23 protein-coding genes and 2 pseudogenes are annotated in these 23,511 nt (G+C 52.5%); 13 read left to right on the top strand and 12 right to left on the bottom strand.

What is annotated here, in order from left to right; all coding sequences use genetic code 11:
• Window positions 1-54: 54 nt before the first annotated feature.
• The 13 genes from ABDB91_RS12510 to ABDB91_RS12450 are packed head-to-tail and all read left to right on the top strand — an operon-like array spanning window position 55 to window position 10,739.
• Window positions 55-1,086, top strand: a complete 1,032-nt coding sequence (locus tag ABDB91_RS12510) for a PhnD/SsuA/transferrin family substrate-binding protein (RefSeq protein WP_347488046.1) — start codon at window positions 55-57, stop codon at window positions 1,084-1,086.
• A gap of 30 nt (window positions 1,087-1,116) precedes the next feature.
• Window positions 1,117-1,902: a phosphonate ABC transporter ATP-binding protein gene (phnC, locus tag ABDB91_RS12505; RefSeq protein WP_347488045.1), complete on the top strand. Its 786-nt coding sequence runs from the start codon at window positions 1,117-1,119 to the stop codon at window positions 1,900-1,902.
• Complete coding sequence (gene phnE / locus ABDB91_RS12500) at window positions 1,892-2,677, top strand: phosphonate ABC transporter, permease protein PhnE (protein WP_347488044.1); 786 nt, start codon at window positions 1,892-1,894, stop codon at window positions 2,675-2,677. The genes phnC and phnE overlap by 11 nt, the downstream gene beginning before the upstream one ends.
• Window positions 2,677-3,543 carry an ABC transporter permease subunit gene (locus ABDB91_RS12495; RefSeq protein ID WP_347491600.1) on the top strand — a complete coding sequence of 289 codons (867 nt, stop codon included), beginning with the start codon at window positions 2,677-2,679 and terminating at the stop codon, window positions 3,541-3,543. The genes phnE and ABDB91_RS12495 overlap by 1 nt, the downstream gene beginning before the upstream one ends.
• 25 nt (window positions 3,544-3,568) lie before the next feature.
• The gene (locus ABDB91_RS12490; RefSeq protein WP_347488043.1) at window positions 3,569-3,982 is read left to right on the top strand and encodes a phosphonate C-P lyase system protein PhnG; all 414 of its coding nucleotides are present in this window, start codon (window positions 3,569-3,571) and stop codon (window positions 3,980-3,982) included.
• 3 nt (window positions 3,983-3,985) lie between these two features.
• A complete protein-coding gene (gene phnH, locus ABDB91_RS12485) occupies window positions 3,986-4,597 on the top strand; it encodes a phosphonate C-P lyase system protein PhnH (RefSeq protein ID WP_347488042.1) in 612 nt (203 codons plus the stop codon).
• Window positions 4,597-5,700, top strand: coding sequence for a carbon-phosphorus lyase complex subunit PhnI (locus ABDB91_RS12480; protein ID WP_347488041.1), 1,104 nt, complete (start codon window positions 4,597-4,599; stop codon window positions 5,698-5,700). The genes phnH and ABDB91_RS12480 overlap by 1 nt, the downstream gene beginning before the upstream one ends.
• A complete protein-coding gene (locus ABDB91_RS12475) occupies window positions 5,675-6,535 on the top strand; it encodes an alpha-D-ribose 1-methylphosphonate 5-phosphate C-P-lyase PhnJ (protein WP_347488040.1) in 861 nt (286 codons plus the stop codon). The genes ABDB91_RS12480 and ABDB91_RS12475 overlap by 26 nt, the downstream gene beginning before the upstream one ends.
• Window positions 6,535-7,380: an ATP-binding cassette domain-containing protein gene (locus ABDB91_RS12470; RefSeq protein WP_347488039.1), complete on the top strand. Its 846-nt coding sequence runs from the start codon at window positions 6,535-6,537 to the stop codon at window positions 7,378-7,380. The genes ABDB91_RS12475 and ABDB91_RS12470 overlap by 1 nt, the downstream gene beginning before the upstream one ends.
• Before the next feature lie 10 nt (window positions 7,381-7,390).
• Complete coding sequence (gene phnL, locus ABDB91_RS12465) at window positions 7,391-8,125, top strand: phosphonate C-P lyase system protein PhnL (protein ID WP_347488038.1); 735 nt, start codon at window positions 7,391-7,393, stop codon at window positions 8,123-8,125.
• Window positions 8,122-9,345 carry an alpha-D-ribose 1-methylphosphonate 5-triphosphate diphosphatase gene (locus tag ABDB91_RS12460; protein ID WP_347488037.1) on the top strand — a complete coding sequence of 408 codons (1,224 nt, stop codon included), beginning with the start codon at window positions 8,122-8,124 and terminating at the stop codon, window positions 9,343-9,345. Before phnL ends, ABDB91_RS12460 begins: the two co-directional genes overlap by 4 nt.
• Complete coding sequence (locus ABDB91_RS12455; RefSeq protein WP_347488036.1) at window positions 9,314-10,270, top strand: sugar phosphate isomerase/epimerase family protein; 957 nt, start codon at window positions 9,314-9,316, stop codon at window positions 10,268-10,270. Before ABDB91_RS12460 ends, ABDB91_RS12455 begins: the two co-directional genes overlap by 32 nt.
• Complete coding sequence (locus ABDB91_RS12450) at window positions 10,263-10,739, top strand: GNAT family N-acetyltransferase (protein WP_347488035.1); 477 nt, start codon at window positions 10,263-10,265, stop codon at window positions 10,737-10,739. The genes ABDB91_RS12455 and ABDB91_RS12450 overlap by 8 nt, the downstream gene beginning before the upstream one ends.
• Window positions 10,740-10,755: 16 nt before the next feature.
• On the opposite strand, the pseudogene ABDB91_RS12445 reads toward ABDB91_RS12450, so the two are convergent.
• From ABDB91_RS12445 to ABDB91_RS12390, 12 genes and pseudogenes are all read right to left on the bottom strand, one after another.
• Window positions 10,756-10,890, bottom strand: a pseudogene (locus tag ABDB91_RS12445) (TipAS antibiotic-recognition domain-containing protein); the annotation flags it as partial.
• Between the two features lie 24 nt (window positions 10,891-10,914).
• Entirely contained in the window at window positions 10,915-12,105 is a 1,191-nt protein-coding gene (locus ABDB91_RS12440) for a nucleotidyltransferase family protein (RefSeq protein WP_347488034.1), read from the bottom strand.
• Between the two features lie 264 nt (window positions 12,106-12,369).
• Complete coding sequence (locus ABDB91_RS12435) at window positions 12,370-12,852, bottom strand: S24/S26 family peptidase (protein ID WP_347488033.1); 483 nt, start codon at window positions 12,850-12,852, stop codon at window positions 12,370-12,372.
• Window positions 12,845-13,108, bottom strand: coding sequence for a PqqD family protein (locus ABDB91_RS12430; protein ID WP_347488032.1), 264 nt, complete (start codon window positions 13,106-13,108; stop codon window positions 12,845-12,847). The genes ABDB91_RS12435 and ABDB91_RS12430 overlap by 8 nt, the downstream gene beginning before the upstream one ends.
• Complete coding sequence (locus tag ABDB91_RS12425; RefSeq protein WP_347488031.1) at window positions 13,105-13,839, bottom strand: hypothetical protein; 735 nt, start codon at window positions 13,837-13,839, stop codon at window positions 13,105-13,107. Before ABDB91_RS12425 ends, ABDB91_RS12430 begins: the two co-directional genes overlap by 4 nt.
• A 96-nt stretch (window positions 13,840-13,935) precedes the next feature.
• Window positions 13,936-14,064, bottom strand: a complete 129-nt coding sequence (locus ABDB91_RS12420; protein ID WP_347488030.1) for a hypothetical protein — start codon at window positions 14,062-14,064, stop codon at window positions 13,936-13,938.
• A 13-nt stretch (window positions 14,065-14,077) separates the two neighbouring features.
• Complete coding sequence (locus ABDB91_RS12415) at window positions 14,078-17,263, bottom strand: YDG domain-containing protein (RefSeq protein ID WP_347488029.1); 3,186 nt, start codon at window positions 17,261-17,263, stop codon at window positions 14,078-14,080.
• Window positions 17,264-17,460: 197 nt separating this feature from the next.
• Window positions 17,461-18,120 carry a hypothetical protein gene (locus ABDB91_RS12410; protein WP_347488028.1) on the bottom strand — a complete coding sequence of 220 codons (660 nt, stop codon included), beginning with the start codon at window positions 18,118-18,120 and terminating at the stop codon, window positions 17,461-17,463.
• Window positions 18,121-18,245: 125 nt separating this feature from the next.
• Entirely contained in the window at window positions 18,246-19,184 is a 939-nt protein-coding gene (locus ABDB91_RS12405) for a helix-turn-helix domain-containing protein (RefSeq protein ID WP_347488027.1), read from the bottom strand.
• 123 nt (window positions 19,185-19,307) lie between these two features.
• Window positions 19,308-19,814, bottom strand: a complete 507-nt coding sequence (locus ABDB91_RS12400) for a hypothetical protein (RefSeq protein ID WP_347488026.1) — start codon at window positions 19,812-19,814, stop codon at window positions 19,308-19,310.
• Between the two features lie 178 nt (window positions 19,815-19,992).
• A pseudogene (locus tag ABDB91_RS12395) lies at window positions 19,993-20,109 on the bottom strand (ATP-binding cassette domain-containing protein); the annotation flags it as partial.
• 60 nt (window positions 20,110-20,169) lie between these two features.
• Complete coding sequence (locus ABDB91_RS12390) at window positions 20,170-23,457, bottom strand: YDG domain-containing protein (protein WP_347488025.1); 3,288 nt, start codon at window positions 23,455-23,457, stop codon at window positions 20,170-20,172.
• Window positions 23,458-23,511: the final 54 nt, after the last annotated feature.

Below are 23,511 nucleotides of genomic sequence, written 5' to 3'. Positions count from 1 at the left end.
AGAAAGTAGCGTGAAAAAGATTCTTAAACTCTTTAAAACGAAAGGAGTCTTGACATGAAAAAAATCTTCTTGTTTGTACTGACCACGGCTTTGATGTCCTTATTTCTAGCCGGGTGTTCATCCTCATCCGATTCTTCTGTAGTGAAAGAACCCGACACCATTACCATTGCCTGGCTGCCCAATACTGTGGGAGAAGATCTTAAAGAAGCCAGGGACGAAATCGGCAAAGTCATAGCAGAAGCCACCGGGAAAAAGGTTGATCACAAATTAACCACCGACTACGCCATTACCATTGAGGCCATAGCCAGCGGCACCGCCCAGTTGGCCTGGGTAGGCGCTCAGCAATATATTGAGGCACACGAAAAAAACGATAAAGTCCTTCCTCTGGTGGTCAGCAGCGGTGATTCCGGAACTCTGGACGATGCCATGTACTACAGCCGGCTGGTGGTTAAGAAAGGGAACGAAGATCAGTACAAATCCGGCGACGGTTTTTCCATTGACAACATAGCGGGCAAAACAATGTCTTTCGTTTCCACCAGTTCAACATCCGGTTGCAAAGTGCCTTCGTCAGGCATCGTAGCGCACTTTTCCCAACAGGACCAGTGGAAAGAGCTGAAACAGGAGGAACTGCTTGAAGGCGGTGGCGACAAGTTTTTCAGCCAGGTGATTTTTGGCGGTTCCCACCAGCTGTCTTTGGTTAACGTGCTTACGGATAAAGCTGAAGTCGCCGCCGTTGACGATGTTGACGTCGCCAGCTATGTGGAGCTTACTGCGGGCACCGAGAACAGACCGGGTGCTGTCTATACCGTCAGAGAAAACGCCGATCCCCCCTTTGACAAACTGGCGGGAGCGCAATACGTGCTCATCCAGTCTACTCCGGTATTAAACGCGCCCGTCGTCGCCAATACCGGAGTGCTGAAACAGGAAACCATCGACGCAATAACCCGGGCTCTTACCTCCGACGAAGTGACCAATAATCCTAAAATCTTCATCGCCGAAGGCGGCAAAGGGTTCTTTAATCAGCCGCAGTGTTTCCTGACCGTTGAAGACGACTGGTTTGAACCCATCAGAGAACTGAGCAAATAAGGAAACGTCCGCAGTGAGAGGATGTTAAACATGGCGTTATTGGAATTAAAAAATGTCACCAAGTATTATAACAGTAATGTTCCGGCTCTGGCCGGTGTGAGCCTTGCGGTCCGGAAGGGTGAGTTTGTTGCCGTCATCGGCCCTTCCGGGGCCGGCAAGTCCACCCTGCTCCGTTGTATTAATCGGATGATTGAAGTAACCGGCGGGGAAATCTATTTTGACGGAGTCGTGGCTTCAAAAATTAAGAAAAAAGAGTTAAGAAAACTAAGGACCAAAATCGGTATGATCTTTCAGCACTATAACCTGGTGGACCGGTTGACTGTAATCGAAAATGTGCTCCACGGCAGGCTTGGTTACAAGTCCACCTTGACGGGCGTGCTGGGCCGGTACAGCCGAGAGGAAAAAATGCAGGCCTATGGAGTGATTCAGTTTTTAGGTCTGCACGATCAGGTTTATCAGCGCTGCGATCAGTTAAGCGGCGGGCAGAAACAGCGGGTGGGGATTGCCAGGGCCCTGGTGCAAAATCCCAAAATGATTTTATGTGACGAGCCCATTGCTTCGCTGGACCCGAACGCTTCACGGATCATTATGGACCATCTGAAAAACGTGGCCACCCAAATGGGCATCACGATGATCGTCAACCTGCACCAGGTAAATGTGGCTCTGAAGTATGCGGACAGAATCATCGGCGTTAACCACGGGAGGATTGTTTTTGACGGTCCGCCGGATGAACTGACGGCCGGGCGAATTGCGGACATTTATGGTACGGAGTCCGGTGAACTGATTATCGAACCGGGAGAAAGAAATGCAAGCTGATATCTTTGTCAAACGAAGAAACAGGAGTCTGCTCTTCTTTGCATTATTGGCCGTGCTGACCGCGGGCTCGATAGTGATTACCCAGTACGATGTGCTGAAAGGTTTTACCAGTATCTTTAATGCCTTTTACTGGGGGATCACCAATTTTTATCCCGATGCCGGGTCGTTGGAGAAGCTGCCCGATATTTTGGTGAAATTGCGGGAAACAGTGCTGATGTCCATCGCTTCCACCACCGTGGCCGCGGTTTTTGCCCTGTTTCTGGCCTTGGCCGGTTCCCGGACTACCAGTATCAACAGTGCGTTTAGTATTGCCAGCCGGGGCATGGCTTCACTTTTCCGCAATATCCCCCTGGTGGCCTGGGCCATGGTTTTAATGCTGGCGTTCAGCCAAAGCCCGTTGACGGGCTATCTGGCCTTGTTTTTCGGCTCCTTCGGGTTTCTATCCAGGGCGTTTATCGAAACCATTGACGAAGTGGGCAGCAACCCGGTGGAAGCTTTGCAGGCCACCGGCGCCGGTTATTTCCATATCATTTTTCAGGCGGTTTTGCCTTCCGGCATGCCCCAGATGATCAGCTGGCTGTTATACATGATCGAGACCAACATCCGCGACGCCACCTTGGTGGGAATTCTCACCGGCACGGGAATCGGCTTTGCTTTTCAAATGTACTACCACAGATTTGATTACCATGCCGCAAGCCTGGTGGTGATTTTAATTGTAATCACGGTTATTGTTATCGAATCCGTATCAAATATGATCAGAAGGGTGATTTTGTGATGCAGGTTGAAGAATCAATTAAAACCTGGGGGCAGTTAAGCGGCAATGATACCAACGATCTGGACGACTTAATCGCCGTTAAACCCCTGAACAGGGCGGCCATAGGGATACGGGCGGTTTTACTGGCTTTGGCGGCGCTGACCGTATATGCCCTGAGCACCATTGATTACCGTAGTGTAGATGTTTACACGGCGGCAGCGGACACGGTCAGTAATTTTAAATTAATGTTTCTGCAGCCGTATTCGCACCGTTTTAGTCTGTGGGAAGCGTTCTACGAAGTGCTGATCACTTTGGGGCTGGCGTTTTTAACCACCTTGTTCGGCGCTGCCGTCGCCTTGTTTTTGGGACTCTTGGCCGCTCAAAATCTGGCCCCGAAGCCGGTTACCAATCTAATCAAAGGTTTTGTGGCTTTTATCAGGGCGGTGCCCACAATCCTGTGGGTATTGATTTTTGCCGTGGCCGCCGGATTGGGCAGCGCGGCCGCAGTTATCGGCATGACCTTCCATTCAATCAGCTATCTAACCAAGGCCTATTCCGAGTCTTTTGAAGACCTGAATGCGGACGTTATCGAAGCTTTAACGGCCAGCGGCGCCAATTGGTGGCAAATTGTTTTTCAGGCGGTGATACCTTCTTCTGTCACTTATTTACTGTCCTGGACCTTCCTGCGTTTTGAGATCAACTTTGCCAATGCCGTTGCCATGGGCGCCGCTGCCGGAGCAGCCGGAATCGGCTTTGATTTGTTCATGGCCGGTGAATATTATTTCGATTTGCGGGAAGTAGGGTTAATTACCTATTTGATTTTGGGTTTCGCCGTTTTGCTGGAGACGTGTTCCACAACTATGAAGGCCGGGTTCCAAAAGAAATGATTATCACGGGGAGGTGGGACAGCCAATGGAATTGCAGGATGTGCTGACCCGGGGGGATTTTCCCCTGTGGCAGGAAATAGCCCGGGGCATTGCCGAGCGGCACGAGGTTAAGGTGGTGCAAAATCCGGATACCTGCCTGGTGATGATGCAGGCCCTGGACAGCGTGGGCGGTACTCCGTTCTGTCTGGGTGAAGTGCTGATCAGCGAGGCCGCGGTGACCGTCGATGGGGTTGTAGGTTACGGCGTGGCTATTGAAGACGAGCCCGCCCGGGTACTGTGTTTTGCGGTGATTAACGCCGCCCTGGCCGCCCGGGTGCCGGAGGAAGAAGAAATTTTAAGCGCTATTGCCGCGGAAAAAGAGCGCCTGCTCCGGATGCAGCGGCGGGAAGACAGTCTTGTGGCCGGCACAAAGGTTCGCTTCGATATTATGGAGGGATAACTGATGAACGTAGTTTTTGAATCCGGCTTCGACAGAGTGTTTGATACCCAGCGCATTTACCGGCTGATGCTGGACGCCGTGGCCAGGCCGGGGAAAATTATGCTCCTTGCGCGCCCGGAGCTTTATCCCCCGGCGGAAATTAATCCTTATGCCGCCGGAGTGGCCTTTACGCTGCTGGACAGTGAAACTTCTTTTGCCCTGCTGCCGGACAACGAAGCTTCCAGGCAATATATTTGTTTGAACAGCGGCTCCCGGGCGGAGGAATTATCCCGGGCGCAGTTTATCATCCTGGACGGCCGGGGTGATTTTCCGGAACTGGCCGGCCTGTGCCGGGGCGACTTGCTTTTCCCCGAACGGGGGGCGACCTTGATCGTCATGGTGGATGCCATTGGCGAACAAGGCGACGGGTTGCGGCTGACCCTGCGCGGACCCGGTGTTGACGGTATTCAGAGACTGGCACTGAAAGGTTTGTGCCCGGCCAATATGCACCGTGTGCAGAAATTGAACCGGGAGTTTCCCTTGGGCGTGGACCTTATTTTAACGGATCAGAACGGCGCCCTGGCGGCTTTGCCCCGCTCCTGCGCCGTGAATATTGAAAAGGAGGTGACCTGCTAATGGGCTATGTGGCGGTTTCCGGAGGTTCGGAGGCCATATTAAAGGCGGAAGAACTGGTCGCTTACTTCCGTCTCAAGGGAGATTCCGCTCCGCTTGAGGTTGGCCAGATTAAAGAACAGCAGCGGCTGGCGGTAGATAAAGTGATGGGGGAGGGGGCTCTGTACGCTCCCACTATTGCCGCCCTGAGTTTAAAACAGGCCGAGGGGGACAACATAGAAGCTTCATTTATCGTGCGCGCCTACCGTGCCACCCGGGCCCGGCGCTATGTTTCGCTGCCGGCCGATACCGGGGAAATGAAAATAATCAGGCGTATTTCCGGCGCCTTTCAAGATATTCCCGGGGGCCAGATACTGGGGCCGACCAGAGACTATACCCAGCGACTGGTGAATTTTTCCCTGCTGGACGAGGAGCGGGACAGCGTGCGTGATTTTCTTATGGGTCTGGATGTACAGATGTCCGCACAGCAGCTTCCCGATACCTTCCCCAAAGTGGTGGAACTACTGCGCCGGGAGGGGCTGCTGGTGGAGCCTTCGGACGCAGGCGGTGGTTTGTGTGATATCACCAGGGAGAGTATCTCCTTCCCCTGCCGGCGCTCCGCCAAGCTGCAGTCCTTGGCCCGGGGGGAGACCGGGGCCATGATGGCCCTGGCCTACAGTTCCATCCGGGGATACGGCGATATCCACCCCTACCTGGGAGAACTGCGGGTGGGCACCGTGCCGCTGCGCATCAATCACCCGGGCGCCAATGAACCGGTATATGTAGGCGGGATTCTGGTAACCGAGGCTGAAATCATTGCCCGGTATGACGAGGGGGATAAGAGCGGTAAGCCGCAGCTTACCCTGGGTTACGGCCTGTGTTTCGGCCACAATGAACTGAAAGCCATTTCCATGGGCATTCTTGACCGCACCTTGCTCAGCCGCTCCGCCCATAAAGCGCCGGCGGAAGACGAAGAATTTGTTCTATATCATATTGACGGCATTGAATCCTCCGGCTTTGTGGCCCACTGGAAACTGCCCCATTATGTGACCTTTCAATCTACGCTGGACCGCCTGCGCAGGACCAGGAAGCTTAAGGAGGATGAAGATGCACCAGCAGGGCTATAATTTCGCTTTTTTAGATGAAAACACCAAAAGGGAAATCCGGCGTAAAGTTTTAAAGGCGGTGGCTATTCCCGGTTACCAGGTGCCCTTTGCTTCCCCGGAACTGCCCATTGCCCGGGGCTGGGGCACCGGCGGCATCCAAATCACCATGTCCATTATCGGGCCGAACGATGTGCTTAAAGTAATCGACCAGGGCTGCGACGGCGGTGTAAACGCGGTGAATATCCGCAATCTGCTGGTAAAGACCACCGGGGTTGAGACTACCTTCGACACCAAAGCGGCCACTATCGTGCAGACGCGGCACCGGATACCCGAGGAAAAGATGCGCGAAGATCAGATCCTGGTTCTCCAGGTGCCCATTCCCGACCCGCTGCGCTACGTGGAGCCCAGTGAGGTAAAAGCCAGGGAGATGCACGGTGAAATGGATTACAGCAGAATGTGGATTTTCCTGTATGAGAACATTGTCAAATGGGGGGAGATTACCATCGGCGCGCGTTATCCGTCCCTGGTCAACGGCCGCTATCTTATTGATCCGTCGCCGATACCGCGTTGGGACGTGCCGAAGCTGGACAATGCGGATACATTATATCTTTTCGGCGCCGGCCGGGAAAAAAGGATTTATGCCGTCCCGCCCTACACCAGGGTGCAGCCGCTGGAGTTTGATGATTTTAAATTCCGGGTTGAGGATTTTAACGGCCACAGTTGTACCCGCTGCGGCGCTTCACATACTTATCTCAATGAAATTACGGGCGCCGGGAACGGCCAAAAAATATACGCTTGTTCCGACAGCAGTCACTGTGACAAGCTCCGGCGGGCCCGGAAGGAAGGAACTGACTGATGATAGCGGAAGATAACACCGTGCTGGAGGTTAACAACCTGATCAAGCTGTACGGAAGCGGCTGTCCCCACTGCCTGACCATGACCGGCCCGGAATCCGGCACCAGCGCCTGCCCCCGCTGCAACACCCTGGTGGCCTGCGGCGGCGTCAGTTTAACGCTGGAGCAGGGTGAAATACTGGGCATCGTGGGGGAAAGCGGGTCCGGCAAGAGCACATTGGCGCGCTGCCTGTATTTTGACGAGCAAGTTTCGGGCGGTGAGTGTTATTTCAGCGCCTTTGACGGCGGAAGGACAAATATTTTCACCCTGTCCGCCCAAAACAAAAGGACCATCCGCAACCACCTGATGGGCATGGTGTACCAGAATCCGCTGCTGGGCATCAAACCCCATTTTACCGCCGGCGGCAACGTGGCGGAAAAATTATTAACCGCCGACGTATATAATGTGTCCTCAATCAGAAAACGGGCGGCGGAACTGCTGGGGCGCACCGAAGTGCCCCTCAGCCGGATGGACGATTTTCCGGCCAATTTCAGCGGCGGGATGCAGCAGCGGGTGCAGATTGCCAAGGCCCTGGCCAATAATCCCCCGGTGCTTTTCCTGGACGAGGTGACCACCGGACTGGACGTTTCGGTGCAGGCCCGGGTATTGGATTTAATCAAGGAAATTCAGCGGGAGCTGAGCATTGCCATGCTGGTGGTGTCTCACGATCTGGGCGTCATCAGAATGCTGGCGGACCGTACCGCCGTGATGAAAAACGGCCGCATCCTGGAAACGGGACTTACGGATCAGATACTGGAAGACCCTCAGCACGATTACACTCAGCTGCTGGTCCATTCCATGCTTTAGGGGGGTTGGCATGCTTAATCAAAATGAAATCCTGGCGGTCAGAGAACTATTCAAACAGTTTACCCTGCATGTTCTGGGGGAGAAGGTCATCACCGCCTGCGAGAACGTCAGCTTCGTGCTGCGGCGGGGGGAGTTTCTGGGTCTTACCGGACCCAGCGGCGCGGGCAAATCCTCGGTGATTAAATGCATCTACCGTACTTACCTGGCCACTTCGGGCAGTATTATTTATAGCCACCGGGACGGTCGGGAAACAGACCTGGCCTGTGCGCCGGAGCGGGAAATAATCCGGCTGCGCCGGTTGGACATCGGTTACGCCAGCCAGTTCCTGAAAGTGATGCCCCGGGTGCCGGCGCTGGACGTGCTGGCCGGAGAACTGAGGAAAAAAGGCTGGGATATGGAACAGGCCGGCGAAAGGGCCGGGGAGTACCTAAAAATGATGAACATTGACCGGACTTTGTGGGATGCCTACCCGTCGACCTTCAGCGGCGGAGAGCAGCAGCGGGTCAACCTGGCCCGGGCATTGATTACCGAACCGCGGCTGCTGCTGCTGGACGAACCCACTGCCTCCCTGGACCATGAAACAAAACAGATCGTGGTGCGGGTATTGACGGAAGCCAAAAAGGAGGGCACCAGCATTATCGGTATCTTTCACGACTTGGACGCTATGCACCGCCTGGTGGACAGGGTGTTCGTCATGCGGGCGGGCCGGTGCGATGATGCCGAAGTGAGGCGGGAGGTCATATGAAAAAAACAACTTTACTGATTACCAACGGCCGGGTGGTGCTGCCGGATCGCGTACTTGACGCGGCGGAAATTTACATGGAAGAAGGCATTATACAGCAGGTGGGGAAACGCACTAACATCAATGCCGCCCGGACGGCGGATACCGTGATTGACGCGGACGGGGGATATATTCTGCCGGGGCTGGTTGATCTGCACAGCGACGCCATCGAAAAGGAATTGGAACCCCGGCCGGGGACTTTTTTCGATATTGCTCCGGCATTCAGCGAGCTGGAAAAAAAACTGGCCGGACAGGGCATCACCACCATGTTTCATTCCTTTTCTTTTGCCGGGGCGGAGTACGGAGTGCGCAACGATGCCGAAGCGGCCGCTGCCATCCGCCAGATAGCGGCGATGGCCGGGTACCGTTCACTAATCCGCAATCGTATCCACCTCCGCTTTGAGATTACCAACTACCGGTGTCTGGATATCGTTATGTCCCTGCTGGCCGACAGGCTGGCTCATCTATTGTCGTTTATGGACCACACTCCGGGACAGGGGCAATATCCCACTCTGGAGGATTACCGCCGCTATATGGAAAAAACCTACCACCTGCCATACAGCGCCATAGAGGACAATATTGCCTTGAAGGAAAAAGGCCGGGCCATGGCTCACGGCTGTGTCGAAAAACTGGGGTCGGCTGCCGGAAAGGCGAGTATTCCCATTGCTTCCCATGACGATGACAGTCCCGGCCGGGTTGCATATTATCGCGGCCTGGGGGCTGCCATCAATGAATTCCCCATTAACCTGGAAACGGCCCGGGCGGCTCACCGCAGCGGCAATTACGTTTGCGTGGGCGCGCCCAATATAGTGCGGGGCGGTTCCACAGGTCGGGGGATGCGGGCTGCCGACGCCATTGAGGCCGGGCTGGCCGGAGTAATTTGTTCCGATTATTATCCTCCGGCCATGCTGCAGTCTGTCTTCATATTGGCCGACAGTATGCTGAGTTTGCCCGAGGCGGCGCGTTTGGTAACCCTGGAACCCGCCAGGGCGGTGGGACTGGACCGGCTGGGCAGCTTGGAGGAAGGCAAATGGGGAGACGCCGTGGTGGTCAACATGCGGGGCGACGTTCCCGTGGTCACCAGGACGGTAGTGGGCGGGGTTCAGGTTTACGGGGTTAATTACCGGAGATCAATAACGGAGGGATTGCAGAGTGAAAATTGCAGGTTTTGCCATCAATGCTGACGCTGCCAAAGTGGACGGCAGTCCTGATACTTTGCGGGAGGAACTTGATTACTATGCCCGGCTGGGTTTCCCTTATGTGGAAATTGCCCCTCACGGCGCCGGCGTCATGTTCAACGGGCGGTTGAACAAGGAAAGGATGAAGGGATTACTGGCCTTGTTGGCGGGCTATCCCTTTCGCTACGTCGTGCACGGCCCCAATCCCATGAACCTGATGAATATGGAAGCCGGCGATGTGGAGCGGCGCATGTTTATATCCACCATTGAGTTCACGGCGGCGCTGGGGGCCGGCGTCATGGTCTACCATGCGGGCCGTTTTCTGCCGGAGGAAAAATTCCTGCTGCCCGGGGCGGTCATGCCGTCTTTAAAAGTTCAAAAGGCTATGTTGGACATGGAACGGTCACTGCTGGGGGAAATGGGTGATCTGGCGGCGCGGTACGGAGTGACCATAGCTGTGGAAAACGCTCGCCCCTTCCTTGACGCCAGCCCTTATTGTTACGGTGAATTTCTTGACCAACTGGGCGCCGTGATCCGGGAGATTAACCATCCCCGGGTGGGCGTCACCCTCGACCTGGGCCATGCCTACCTGGCCGCTTGCCACTATCATTTCGATTTGCTGGACGAGGTGGAAGCCGTTGCGCCTTACGTCAGACATATTCATTTACATGATAATTTCGGCAAAATCTGCGCGTCCTACGAAAAAAAGCAGGCTGAAATGGCCGCCACCGGGCGCGGCGACATGCACCTGCCGGTCGGTTGGGGAGAAATTCCCGCCGGTGATGCTTTGGCACGGCTGAATAATTTCAACGGGGTCATCACCCTGGAAATGCGTCCCCGCTACAGCGCTTTTTACGGTGAAGCCTTGGCCAACGCCAGAGCCCTGGTTTATGGGGGAGATAGGGAAAGAAAGGGTGAATTAAATGAATAGCGTTCCAGGCCCGGACCTGATTGTCAGGCGGGCTGCCATAAATGATCTGCCGGACATTATGTCTCTTTACCGTGACCTGGAGGGAGCTTACGGTGGTCACACTGCAGCCGGGAGCGAAGCAGATCAGGAAAAGCTCTGGGAGCAGGTAAGCGCCGACCCCCGCCAGCATATCCTGGTGGGGGTGAAGGACCGGCGGATTATCGGCACGCTGACGGTGATCATTATCCCCAATCTCGGGCACCGGGGCAGTCCCTGGGCGGCGGTGGAAAATGTTGTGGTGGACAGTAAATTTCGGGGGAGGGGCATTGGCACGCGCCTCATGGCCGAGGCCGGACGGATAGCCCGGGAGCATGGCTGCTACAAAATAATACTGTCCAGCAATCTCAGCCGCCGGGACGCCCACGATTTTTACGCTAAGTTAGGCTGGCGCATGACCCATGCCGGATTTTCCCTGGAGCCGACCGTTTAAAACGGCTTGATGCAAATTATTTGCAGTAGATCAGGACTGCGTTCCGCAGAAACGACGCGCAGCCGGGCGCAATCTGGTCGTAATAAACAGTAAACCGGGGATCATCCACATACATCTACGCAACGCCGATATGCAACCTCGTATAATCCGGTAATTCGATAGGCTCGCCTTCTTATTACTTCAAAAGCCCTGCTTTTTCATGCAGCCGTCCTATTTTTCTTATGTCTTGCTCTGATACGGCGTGGACATTATTGATCATTTGCAGCGTATTCCTGCGTTTGAATACGATACACCGGATGCCCCGCAGCACCCAGCAGATCGGAAGTAGTTTAGGCACCCTTTCAAGGAACGGGTATTTGATTTTCATGATGTCAAAGGGCGGAAAAAACAGCTTCAAGCTGTACAACCATTTTGCCATCCTGACCGAATACTGTTTACCTGACTTGATGCCCATAGAAGATACGACAGCATGTTTTCTTATGCCATAAACGCCGCTGCAAGAAACGTACTCCGTCATTTCATCGTACAACACAGTGCTCCCGGCATTCCCAAACCATACTTCACAAAGGCCGGAGATGTTTTTCGCAAATTCCAGAAAGTTGATTTTATTTAGCTCCGCCTGTATGTAGTCCCAGTCCATTTCATCTTTATAGCGCTCTTTATACACCCATATGTCCAGAAAAGAACGGATGCCGGTGCCGCCGCCCGAGTAGTGTTTGGTCAGGTGGATTAAGAGATAGATATAAAAGTCCTCACGGGAAAGCTCGTATGTATAATCACAGCCAGGTTTTAGGAGAGCTCTCTCCCAGGTTTTTTTCAGATAATCGCTGTAGGGACTGTCTTCTGAAATAAGCCGGTGGTGCATTTCTATATTCATGAACGGCTGCCTGTAAAAAACATCGTGGTTTCCGCCCTGGTGCTTAGCCGTATAGCCTTGCTCCGGCATGATTTTCTTTACCTTTTCCGCCTGTTCCGTTTTAAAATAAATATCTATGTCGGCCATTAGGCGCATGTCGGGACGCGGATACAGATATTTAAGCAGGCAGCCTTTCAGGGGCATACTGGCAATTCCCTTTTCTTCAAAGGCTTCTAAGATTTGCTCCACCGCGATATGCTGGGTGGCTTCTCTTGCCACGGCTTTTTTGCGGTCGCTCTCAAATTTCTCCAGAATGTCCCGGGGTGGCTGATTGTCACACGTCAGCCTGCTTACGCCATAGCAAGCCATATTCGATACGCCATGCCAGACCGCAAGCTTATATAGCTTTTCCCAATCCAGCTTATCCGGCGGATTTTGTGGCTGTGTATCCTTTAATACCGCGGACAGCAGGTGAATTAAATATTGGCTTTCAAGCTGTATGGACTGCATGTGGACGCCTCTTTTCGATAGTGAGCAATTTTCCGTTTTTGATACGGATTTCCCTATCACACACGGGTAACGCCGTTTTTTTATGGCTTATCAGGATGCGGGTCTTGTCGGTCAGGTTCCGTATATTGTTGATAAGCCTTTCTTCGGTGGCTTCATCTGGGAAAAATCTTGCCGCAAGGAATAAATTTAGGCCGCCGCAAGCGAAAATCAGGGCAAAGAGAGGGTCAAATATGTATAATACCGTCAATGCACAGGAACGTCTGTTTATCCTTCATAGGCTTTATCTCCCAAAAACCTTTTCATTCTAAAAAAGACTTGCCTTGCTCTTAAATAAATCCACCGGAGGGGATATATCCATACCCAGAACCTGCAATATACTTGATACCAAAAACCTTCACAGGATATGTATTTACCGTTCCGCCAGATTCCTCTGACTACGCCGATGACCTGGGAATGCTGCACCCGGTATTCCTTGACGTACTGATTATCTCCGGTGACGACATAGCCGTCCGCTTTTACCGCCACGATCCTGTGCAGGACATATTGGCCGTTATTGCGGATAAATAAAGGGATATCATATTTTTTCAAACAGTTTCCCCGCGGTTTCATAATGCACACCTTATCCTCGCAGTGGCGCAGCAGGGGGCGCATACTGTCGCCGGTTGGTGTAAAAATAACTTCTCCGCCGTTTTCCAGGGTCTCCTTCATCAGCGGTGAAAGCTCCGACATGGCAACTATTTTATTCAAGGAGATCAGCTTCCTTTAACTTCTGGAGAAATTCGGATATATCGGCTTTGACGGTGGCTTCATCCGTTTCATATTCCTCCAGCATGGCGGAAAGCAATTCCTGCTCGGTCTTATCCTCCGCAAGCTGTTTCCACAAAAACGCACCGGTGCCGTTTAAGCTGATCATGCCGGAAAAATCGATGGACGCCTTGCCTGTGGGCACCACCACACAGGTTCCGGCAACCTCGCGCATCACATAATCGGACTTTATCTTCATTTTTCATTCCTCGTTTCCATTCTTGATTGACAGATTTCGTAATATGCCGTTTTTACCGCATCAATGCTGATGTCGCAGTCCAGTTGATAGACCGGTATCTTTTGCAGCAGGGCGTCCATCAGGGTTAAAAGCCTGTTTATCCTGTCCCTGTCGCCGCCCGGACGCTGGCTCTGGTAAAACAGCATTTGCACCGCTTCCTTATTGCTCAAGCGCCGGATATGATTTTCCTTTGCCTGTTTCAGAAAAACAACCGCACTGAGGGGGACACGGATATTGTTATTCAAGGCGCTTTTCCCGCTCCAGGGTGCGCCATAGACGTAAAAAATATCCTCTGTCCGGCGCAACAGCGGCTTGTCGTCATTGATAACCACCGCCCGGTCCGGGCCAAAATATTGCCGCCACAGATGGGTATGGGTGGATTTGCCCGTACCGCAGGGGCCGGAAAACAGGACCGCTTGGCCATCCAGCGCCACTGCCGAAGCGTGGAGGCAGAATCCGTCAAAGTCCAGCAGCTTGCAGGCAAAGGCATAGCCCGTCTGAATGTATTCCCACTCGTCAAGTGACAGATGGGGATATTTTGCTCCGGTCTTGTGCATTTTTTCCCTGTCGATACTCATGGTAATATCCGCTTTTCCCTTTGTATCCGCCCCGTAGGGCTTCATTAATCTTTGCAGGGTTTCTCCCGCGCCTTCCATTGCCACGGTCAAGTCGGCTATTTTGTAATGGTTCAAATTGATTTTCTTCCTTTCCGGCCCGATGAGGGATACACATGGGCTGAACAGGACAGGGGGCTTTAACCGCCTGTCATGTTCAGCCAGCCATGCTTTTTAACGAATGTCGCCCCAGCCGAATTCGTCGCCGGTCCCGCTGCCCCCGTTGGTTAATGTACTTGCCAGGATATCCTCCGGTTCAAATGTTATAATTTCAATCTCCGGCTTTTCATAAGCCTTTTTCATAACAAACACCTCCCTAATCAATTAAATCCTTGACAGTGACTGTGGTCACCGGCGTGTATTTTGTTGCTGTTCCCACTGTTGAAAAAGCTCTGACATAGAGCGGAACTTTAATGTCACTTTCCAGAATTTCGGTAACGGTACACGCAATGATATACTGCCCTCCCAGGCTTTTTGCCGTTACGGGTGAACCTGAGGCTGTTATCTGGGTATATACCGTCGAGGTCGCTTTCTCGGAAGCATTCTCCCTGGTGGGGATTGCCTGGGTTTTTGAGAAAACAAAGCCGACTTCCTTGGCGTTCAGGGTATTGATAATGGCGATAAAACGAATATCATAGGTATTTGTGTCCCCGTTATGTCTCGCTTGCGCCCCCTTGTATGTTACCAGGCAGCCGTCCTCGTCAACTGAACTCACTGTCAGGGTGAAGGTTAGCGTAGCGTCGGGCGAGGTGCCGTTGCTTGCTGTCAGGATAACCGGATAGCTGCCTGGCGTGAGTCCCGCCGCGATGTCCAGCTTCTTTGTCGCATCGTTCCATGTGATTTTGCTGTCCCCGGAGGTCTTGGTTACCTCCACCGGCTCCGTGCCCGTAATGGTGTAGTCCCCGGTGGAGGTGGCGCCGTAGCCTTCCGCTAGCGTCATGGCCGTCGGGCCGGTGAGGGTGGGGGCTGTAGTATCGGCATCAATGGTCTTTACGGTGATAACCGTGTCGAAATCCGCATAGTTCGTACTTTTTACCGTTACCTTAATGGTGGCGGTTTTATCCGCGGCGGCTACCGGGTTCACCGGAATGGTCAGCGTATCGCCGGAGGTATAATTAAGCGAACCCAGCACACCGTCGCCGTTGGCGGTAATCGAAGGAACGTATGCCACCGTCCCCAAGGACTTCGGACTGCTGATGGCCGGCAGTAGGGTGGTCAGGTCGAAGGGGTAGTCCTGCGAATGATTCTTGACCACTTCTAACATCTGATCGACGCCGGTTGGCGCGGCGGCCTTGCTGATGCTCTGTCCCGTTAGGTTTAAGCCAGTGCTGCTCAGGGTATAATTCTTGGCTGTTCCCGAACCGGCAAGCATCACCGCGCCGGTTACGGTCTTGTCGCTGCCCGCGTCCGCGCTGTCAAAGGCAGCTTCGGTTACGGTGTAGTCGGTACCGATAGCCAACGTTTCGCTGTTTTGCAGTCCGTCGAAGGTTATGGCGCTTAGCGCGGCGCTTGTCGTACCATCGTAGGTTTTCGCTGCCGCTGCCCCGCCGGTAATGGTCAGCGGCGCCTTAGCGATGGTGTAATCACCCAGGGTAATATCTGCGGTTGTCGCAGCATAGTTTGTGCCCTCCGCTATGCTCACCGTGACGGCGTAAGTAGTGGCGTCTCTGGGAGCAGTAGCGCTGCCGTTATATTTGACCGTCATCGTGCCAAGCCCTGATGGGCCGGTCACGTTTAGAGACTGCGCCAATCCGTTATAGGTTTTATTGGCAAGGCTATAGGTCAAATCAGCCGCCGTGGGTGTTTTTTTGTTCGCCGTCAAGGTTACTTTATATTTGTTGTTATTGTCGGTATATCCGTTGTAGTCGTCGTGTGCGAGAAATTTGTGCGTTGTTGTACCCAATTCTGTAGGTGTATATGTATATAGTGAAGAATATGATGAAGAATCTTCTATATATACAGCCCCCACGCCGTTTAACGACACCTTGTACTTTAGAGGGTCTTCATCGGTGTCGGTGAAAATATCAGATAAGTCAAGGGTATACGTATCGCCTAATGTCACGCTCGCCGAAGCTTCCGTCTGGACACCGCTTTTGAGGGTGGGCAGGGTGTTTGCGAATGTGAAATTTGCCGTAACCGTCGTGTCCGTGGACGGCATGATAAATGTTGTGGAAGCGGCATTGCTGTCGGTGAAAGTTCCTCCGCCTACACTGGTCCAGTTGTTGAAGGCAGAATGAATGTTGGCGGGCGTTGCCGAAAGATTGACAACCCGTCCGCCCTCGAAGGGGCCCGAATCGGGGGTCACAGTGCCGCCGGTACCTGCGGCGACAGTCAGCGCATGACCCTTGACATGAACCTTGCTATTATAGAAGGTGTATTCAAAATAGCCGGTGCCTGAATTATATGTCCCCTCGCCAAGGGAGAAAGTTTTCGAGGGCTCTATACCCATCTTAATGGCAATGCTTTCCGGTGCTCCTTGCAGATAGATCCCGCCGTTTATTGTGGTGGTGATATCTGTTGCGTACACCCCCACAGGTCTGGAACCGGTCACACAAAGATCGCCTCCAATCATAATACTATTTTCACTGGTACCAGTACTGAATCTGGCATCAATGCCGTAGGAGGCATTTGTAACAATAAGGTCCCCACCTATATGCAGTGAGGATTTGCTGCCATTAATCCACACGCCTTTTTCATCGCCGCGCGCATCCCCGGAAACGGTTAATGAGCAGAAATTTGCGAGCTCAGCGGCGTATCCGTCAGGTGAATAAATATTAGAGACCCTTGCTTTGGCCTTATTCTGAAGTACGACCGCAGCACCATTAATGTTCAGATGCGCGTTTTCCCCCTCCCCAACAAGGTTAAGGGTTGAGTCGCTGAAGGCTTGTAGTTTACTGTTGATGTTCAACGTGTACCCATTTAGATTAACTTCAAGGGTTCGCGTTGCGAGTAAATCAACAGGTTCATTACAGTCGATATCTTGCAGCAGCGTCAAAGTTCCCCCATTTTCAAAGGCATCTCTAATAGCCCGAATGGAATCGGTGTAATCCACCCCGTTGACATTGCAGACCGCGCCCGCGAGAGCTGCAAGAATCGGCGCCGCTTTGCCGACTGTGATTGCAATTTCAGGCAGATCAGCATTTAGAGTATAACCCGATACTTGAGCGTTAAAGATGTAAGCCCCGGCCTTTTCGCCGTCATAATCGGGTGAAGATGCCCACTCCACAGGAATTGGAATATTTATCTCCGTTGTTTCCGGCTCGGGTGCTTCTGTATCCTCGGCTACCACGCGCACGGTTGCGTTCAGGGTGTTTGGCAAATTCAAATCCTCCAGAGAGGTGCCTAAAGCTACCGTTTGGTTTGCCGTTTCCTCCGGCAGTGTGTCGAAAGCGATGATCTCGCCGCCTTCGCCCGCACTGGCCGCCAGCGCCGTCACAGGCAGTTGCGCAATGGTTAAGGCTGCGACAAGTAAAAGAGCCAAAATTATTTTGGTTTTTTGCATGGCTTTTCCTCCTCATTATTCGTTTTGATCATAACTCTGTTTTCATAGAACCTCATTTCATAAATATCACTGCTCCCCTGGTGGTTTGTCCCTCATCTTGGGTAAGGGGAAAAAAACAGCCTCCCTATACTCAGAGGATAATATCTTTCTGCCTGATCTATCGCTCGTGAACAGTTTCACCGGATCGGATAGATTTGCTAATTTTGTATCGTAGCTGATTCGATCATGCCGAACAAGCCAACGTAGTCACGGGAGCTGTCGTTGATGTACAGTCCAGAAATCGTATACCTGCCGCCGTCAAAGTTGCTCTTAAAAGGCATCACTTTGTTGTTGATATAACCTCCAATCGGCTGCCAGCCCTTGCCGCCGTTGTAGTCTTGACCATATGCGGAGAGGTCGAGGTCGTTCATCAGCTTCAGATAAACCTTTGCGCTGGCGTCATTGAGCAAAAAGCTCTCCAACCGTCCCGCATTGACCAGCTCGGCAATTTCCGCAAGCTGCGCCGCCGTGGTAATTTCCAGCGGACTTATGCCTGTACCGCCGCCGCCCATACGGAAAGGCGCAAAGCGGCTGACCGTTTCGGGGATATACACCGTGATGCGGAGCGCTTCAAGGCCGCCCGCAAGGGTATAGCCCTCGCCCGGCACAGCGTCAAACACATAAAGCCCGTGCTCGGGGGCGTTCTCGTCATCGTCCTGCTCCGTCTGCCATGTCACCGGAACTTGTACGGCTTCGCCCTCCACCGTACCGCCCACCGTTTCGGGGAATATGAGCTCGGCGGTGTTCTGCCGGCGGATTTCGTCCGGCAATTCCTCAAGTGCGTCCCGATTGGGACAGCCGCTATTTTGTAAATACAATTTTAGCGCTCATGAGGAGAAAGGGATTACTGTTTTCGTGGCGGTATTTGCTGACTTTTGTGCTGTTTTGCACACAAAAAAAGACCTCCGAACCGTGGCAGCCGGAAGTCTTTCTCTTAATTTTTCTATTCTTGTATCATCATTGCCCGATACTCGGATGGGGTCATTCCCAATTCCTGTTTGAGTTTTTTTGACAGCTTTCCGTTGTAATCCACGCCACATTCATTAAACACTTGGGCGATGGACAGATTGCTGTCACACAGCATTTTCTTGAGCTTTTGGAGCTTAACGCTCTGATAATAGTGGTGGGGCGTCATACCCACATGTTCCTTAAATAAACGTGCGTAGTGATACCTGCTCATATGGACAATGCGTGACAGTACATCCGCATCAAACTCTTCCTTCCAATGCTCATCTATGTATTCTTTGCCCCTTATCACTTCATCCCTGCCCTGATAATACCGGGAAGTGGTAAAAACAGTCACGATATATGCTATTTTATGGTGTGCATCACGGATGGGAAAAGCCGTCATATTGTGATACAGGCTTTCCGAAAGCAGCTCAGCATTGCCGCCATACTTTTCGATCAGTTCTTGAAGCGGCACTCTAAGATCATAGGCGTGGACAATCTCTCCCTGAAACGCCCGCCGTACAAAATCTTTTACGCCCCATCTGTCAAGGTTCGGATTGTTGCGTAGGTTGTTGCCCTTTATCAATTCTCTTGTAGGAGACTTAACAAACTCAAAAAACGCTTCATTTGCGAAAATTATTGTGCCATCCGGCGCGCAGATATGCAGCGGATACGGAAGCTGCTTGACGATTTCTGCAAATACATCTTTGTTTTCGATCAATGGTATTGGTGACTGGATGACCGCTTCTGTTTCCGTTTGCGAGGGGGCTTGTTTACGCCTTTTATCCTTCGGCTTGGCGGTTTCTTTTGGGATCAGCCAAGTGTTCCCTGTTTTTACGGCTCCGGCAATCCGACCCGACACCACATGGTAGGTAATGGACCGTGTGGATACGCCCCATTTTTCTGCGGCTTCTTTTATCGTTATGTAATTCATGAAAAATCCTCTATTTGACGATGTATTTGTTTATCTCATTATACTTCAAACAGATGAAGAATTCAAGGACAATCCCTGAGTTGACTCTTAACGGAAATAGGCTTAAAGGTGCCAATTAGCCACTTAAAGATCGGTTTCTCCTTGGAACGCCCGCAAAACAAAGTCCTTTATTCCCCATCTGGCGAGGTTTGGATTTAACAATACATTGTATTTTTTATATATTCTTTCGGGATTGGATATTTTAGCGAACTGTAAAAACTCTTCATTGGCCAGCAGCATCGTGCCATCCGGCGCACATATATGCATCGGATAGGGAAAGTGCTTCACGATCTGGGCAAACAGCTCTTTATTTTCATAGAGAGACTGAAAAGGCCATGGGCCTTCATGCCTGTTTTGTTCATATAATTCATATATGTCTTTAGATACCACCTGTTCCTTTTCACTTTGCATGAGGCTTTTCTTTCGCCGTTCGTCAGATGGTTGAGGGGAATTCTGAGGAATGAGCCACAGATTCCCCCTTTTTATCGCGCCCTCGATGCGTCCGCTCACCACATGGTATGTAATCGCCCGTGTAGATACACCCCATTTTGCTGCCTCTTCTTTATATTGTGATGTAGTCCATGAAATCACCCATATATATAATTGTTTTCTAAATTATTATACTTCATATAAATGAAGATTGTAATGCTCCACCGGAATTATAAAGCTACAGGGTTTCTGGATTTTCCGAGCTTGATGTAAAGGGGGAAAATCAAACCTTATAAGCTTAACCATGATAAAATAAAATTATTACTTCCTACGGCGGCGGCCCCACGGAGGGTTCATCCAGCAGCAGTCTGGGCCGGACCATCAGTGCCCTGCCGATGGCCAGCATCTGCTGTTCCCCTCCGGAAAGATTGCCCGCGGGCTGTTCCCGGCGCTCCCTCGGCGATTTTTTGACCGAAGTTCAGCACGGCCACCCGGTCGCACAGGTTCATCACCAGGTTCATAATGGGGTTAGTAATCCGCTGACAGTGACTGTCGTCACCGGCGTGTATTTTGTTGCTGTTCCTACGGTTGAAAAGGCTCTCACATGAAGTTCGTCGTTGATATCATCCGCCGGAATTCCGGTAACGGAACACGCAATGATATACTGTCCTCCCAGGCTTGCCGCCGTTACGGGCGAACCTGATGCTGTTATCTCCTCATATACCGTCGAGGTCGCTTTCACGAAAGCATTCTCCCTGGTGGGGATTGCCTGGGTTTTTGAGAAAACAAAGCCGACTTCCTTGGCGTTCAGGGTATTGATAATGGCGATAAAACGAATATCATAGGTATTTGTGTCCCCGTTATGTCTCGCTTGCGCCCCCTTGTATGTTACCAGGCAGCCGTCCTCGTCAACTGAACTCACTGTCAGGGTGAAGGTTAGCGTAGCGTCGGGCGAGGTGCCGTTGCTTGCTGTCAGGATAACCGGATAGCTGCCTGGCGTGAGTCCCGCCGCGATGTCCAGCTTCTTTGTCGCATCGTTCCATGTGATTTTGCTGTCCCCGGAGGTCTTGGTTACCTCCACCGGCTCCGTGCCCGTAATGGTGTAGTCCCCGGTGGAGGTGGCGCTGTAGCCTTCCGCCAGCGTCATGGCCGTCGGGCCGGTGAGGGTGGGGGCTGTAGTATCGGCATCAATGGTCTTTACGGTGATAACCGTGTCGAAATCCGCATAGTTCGTGCTTTTTACCGTTACCTTAATGGTGGCGGTTTTATCCGCGGCGGCTACCGGGTTCACCGGAATGGTCAGCGTATTGCCGGAGGTATAATTGAGCAAACTCAGTACACCGTCGCTGTTGGCGGTAATCGAAGGAACGTATGTCACCGTCCCCAAGGACTTCGGACTGCTGATGGCCGGCAGTAGGGTGGTCAGGTCGAAGGCGTAGTCCTGCGAATGATTCTTGACCACTTCTAACATCTGATCGACGCCTGTTGGCGCGGTGGCCTTGCTGATGCTCTGTCCCGTTAGGTTTAAGCCGGTGCTGCTCAGGAGATAATTCCCGGCTGTTCCCGAATCGGTAAGCGCCACCGTGCCGGTTACGGTCTTGCCGCTGCCCGCGTCCGCGCTGTCAAACGCAGCTTCGTTTACGGTGTAGTCGGTACCGATAGCCAGCGTTTCGCTGTTTTGCAGTCCGCCGAAGGTAATGGCGCTTAGCGCGGCGCTTGTCGTACCGTCGTAGGTTTTCGCTGCCGCTGCCCCGCCGGTAATGGTCAGCGGCGCCTTAGCGATGGTGTAATCACCAAGGGTAATATCTGCGGTTGTCGCAGCATAGTTTGTGCCCTCCGCTATGCTCACCGTGACGGCGTAAGTAGCGGCGTCTTTGGGAGCAGCAGCGCTGCCGTTATATTTGACCGTCATCGTGCCAAGCCCTGCAGGACCGGTCACGTTTAGAGACTGCGCCAATCCGTTATAGGTTTTATTGTCAAGGCTATAGGTCAAATCAGCCGCCGTGGGTGTTTTTTTGTTCGCCGTCAAGGTTACTTTATATCTGTTGTTATCGTCTGTATATCCGTTGTAGTTGTCGTATGCGAGAAATTTATGCGTTGTTATACCCGCCTTTGCAGGCGTATAACTATAAAGTGATGAAGGTATGTCAACAGCCGCCGCGCTGTTTAACGACACCTTGTAGTTCAGCGGGCCGCCTTCGGCGTCGGTGAAAATATCAGATAAGTCAAGGGTATACGTATCGCCGTATGTCACGCTCGCCGAAGCTTCCGTCGGGACACCGCTTTTGAGGGTGGGCAGGGTGTTTTGCAGGATTACGCTGACATTGTCTACCGTTGCGCCTATTGGCCCTCCGATCGAAACACGGATTTTGCGCGTGCCTGCGTCAATCAGACTGCCGCTTGTTTTTGTCCACAGCGTGCTTCCGTTTGCGGCAAGACCGGATATGATCATTTTTCCTCCCTGCGTGGCATCGCATGAGGCGGTAAAGCGGGACATCCCCTTATCAAATATGTTGCTAAAGCGTGTGACATCGATATCCTGGTACATGAAATATTCCGTGGAACTTACTGTTCCTACGATAAACTTAACACCGTCGGAATAGAAACGGCCCTCCGGGTTTGTCCAACCCGTTATGGACGTTCCATCGCCGTTGATCACGATGTTGCTTCCAATTTGAATGGCCGGATATACGGTGACCCGGAAACGCATGCGCGTGGTCTTGTTTCCGTCGGAAACGGCGATCGTCACATCCGCTTCGCCAATCTCGTATTCCACCGATCTTAGGCGGATTGCGCCATTAGCCCCGCTCAGACTAACCTCGATGTTCGCATCGGGGATCAGCGTCTGATTCGATGAATATGCCGATACTGTGAGGCTGCTCAGATTTGTATCCGTATCGCTGACCGTAAAGCCGAGCGGCCCCAACGTGCTCCCCGAATCGGTCACCTGGCTGGCTATTGTGGAAACAACGGGCGCCTCGCTTGTGTCCTCCACGGCGGTGAGGGACATGTCGTCGAAGCCGGCATGGTGATAGATCGTCTCATAATGTGGTGGACTAAAGGGCCCGCCTGGATAGGTAATATTCACACCTCCGCCGTTGACATAGGCATCCATCGTTACACGAAGCGTTCTGGTGCCGGAAACCGCGCCTTCACTAATCGCAAACGCTTCCCATTGTGCTGGCCAGCCTCCTTCCGTGGAGCAGCTGCGCTCAAAGGGGCCGGCAACCAAGTCGCTATCCGCGTCCAGCATCTCAAGGCGGATTTTCGTTTGATCCGTCTCTTCATTTCCTTCCTTGAAAAAATATCCGTTCAGACTGATCATGATTAAGCCGGCATCGATTTGGGCCCCCAGGCTACTGATATCCACATCCTGATAGTAGATTGAATTCGTTGATACATGCCCCTGCGCCCGGATTTGAAAATAATTCCCGGTTCTTCCTCCGCCGGAATTCCCCATCACCGGCCCGCGCTCATTCTGCCAGCCAACATCGCTGTCGCCGGATTCCGCATCGGGATTGACCAATAGATTTTCGCCGGAGCCGTTTAGACCGCCTGTTAAGAGCGGCGTTGCGTTTAAGGTGTTCGGCAAATTCAAATCCTCCAGAGAGGTGCCTAAAGCTACCGTTTGGTTTGCCGTTTCCTCCGGCAGCGTGTAGAAGGCGATGATCTCGCCGCCTTCACTATTAGTACCACTATCCAGTGCGGGCTCGCCCGCACTGGCCGCCAGCGCCGTCACGGGCAGTTGCGCAATGGTTAAGGCTGCGACAAGTAAAAGAGCCAAAATTATTTTGTTTTTTTGCATGGCTTTTCCTCCTCATTATTCGTTTTGATCATAATTCCACTGCTCCCCTGGTGG

The sequence above is a fragment of the Desulfoscipio sp. XC116 genome (assembly GCF_039851975.1).
Taxonomy (GTDB): Bacteria; Bacillota; Desulfotomaculia; order Desulfotomaculales; family Desulfallaceae; genus Sporotomaculum.
This window is presented reverse-complemented; position numbering and strand designations above follow the sequence as displayed.

Excerpts from the sequence above, each read along its gene's own strand:
- ABDB91_RS12495 (WP_347491600.1), top strand. The coding sequence starts at position 2,677 with ATGCAGGTTGAAGAATCAATTAAAACCTGGGGGCAGTTAAGCGGCAAT.
- ABDB91_RS12490 (WP_347488043.1), top strand. The coding sequence starts at position 3,569 with ATGGAATTGCAGGATGTGCTGACCCGGGGGGATTTTCCCCTGTGGCAG.
- phnE (WP_347488044.1), top strand. The coding sequence starts at position 1,892 with ATGCAAGCTGATATCTTTGTCAAACGAAGAAACAGGAGTCTGCTCTTC.
- ABDB91_RS12460 (WP_347488037.1), top strand. The coding sequence starts at position 8,122 with ATGAAAAAAACAACTTTACTGATTACCAACGGCCGGGTGGTGCTGCCG.
- ABDB91_RS12480 (WP_347488041.1), top strand. The coding sequence starts at position 4,597 with ATGGGCTATGTGGCGGTTTCCGGAGGTTCGGAGGCCATATTAAAGGCG.
- ABDB91_RS12405 (WP_347488027.1), bottom strand. The coding sequence starts at position 19,184 with ATGAATTACATAACGATAAAAGAAGCCGCAGAAAAATGGGGCGTATCC.
- phnL (WP_347488038.1), top strand. The coding sequence starts at position 7,391 with ATGCTTAATCAAAATGAAATCCTGGCGGTCAGAGAACTATTCAAACAG.
- ABDB91_RS12510 (WP_347488046.1), top strand. The coding sequence starts at position 55 with ATGAAAAAAATCTTCTTGTTTGTACTGACCACGGCTTTGATGTCCTTA.
- phnC (WP_347488045.1), top strand. The coding sequence starts at position 1,117 with ATGGCGTTATTGGAATTAAAAAATGTCACCAAGTATTATAACAGTAAT.
- ABDB91_RS12440 (WP_347488034.1), bottom strand. The coding sequence starts at position 12,105 with ATGCAGTCCATACAGCTTGAAAGCCAATATTTAATTCACCTGCTGTCC.
- ABDB91_RS12430 (WP_347488032.1), bottom strand. The coding sequence starts at position 13,108 with ATGAAGATAAAGTCCGATTATGTGATGCGCGAGGTTGCCGGAACCTGT.
- ABDB91_RS12415 (WP_347488029.1), bottom strand. The coding sequence starts at position 17,263 with ATGCAAAAAACCAAAATAATTTTGGCTCTTTTACTTGTCGCAGCCTTA.
- ABDB91_RS12470 (WP_347488039.1), top strand. The coding sequence starts at position 6,535 with ATGATAGCGGAAGATAACACCGTGCTGGAGGTTAACAACCTGATCAAG.
- phnH (WP_347488042.1), top strand. The coding sequence starts at position 3,986 with ATGAACGTAGTTTTTGAATCCGGCTTCGACAGAGTGTTTGATACCCAG.
- ABDB91_RS12420 (WP_347488030.1), bottom strand. The coding sequence starts at position 14,064 with ATGAAAAAGGCTTATGAAAAGCCGGAGATTGAAATTATAACATTTGAA.
- ABDB91_RS12450 (WP_347488035.1), top strand. The coding sequence starts at position 10,263 with ATGAATAGCGTTCCAGGCCCGGACCTGATTGTCAGGCGGGCTGCCATA.
- ABDB91_RS12475 (WP_347488040.1), top strand. The coding sequence starts at position 5,675 with ATGAAGATGCACCAGCAGGGCTATAATTTCGCTTTTTTAGATGAAAAC.
- ABDB91_RS12390 (WP_347488025.1), bottom strand. The coding sequence starts at position 23,457 with ATGCAAAAAAACAAAATAATTTTGGCTCTTTTACTTGTCGCAGCCTTA.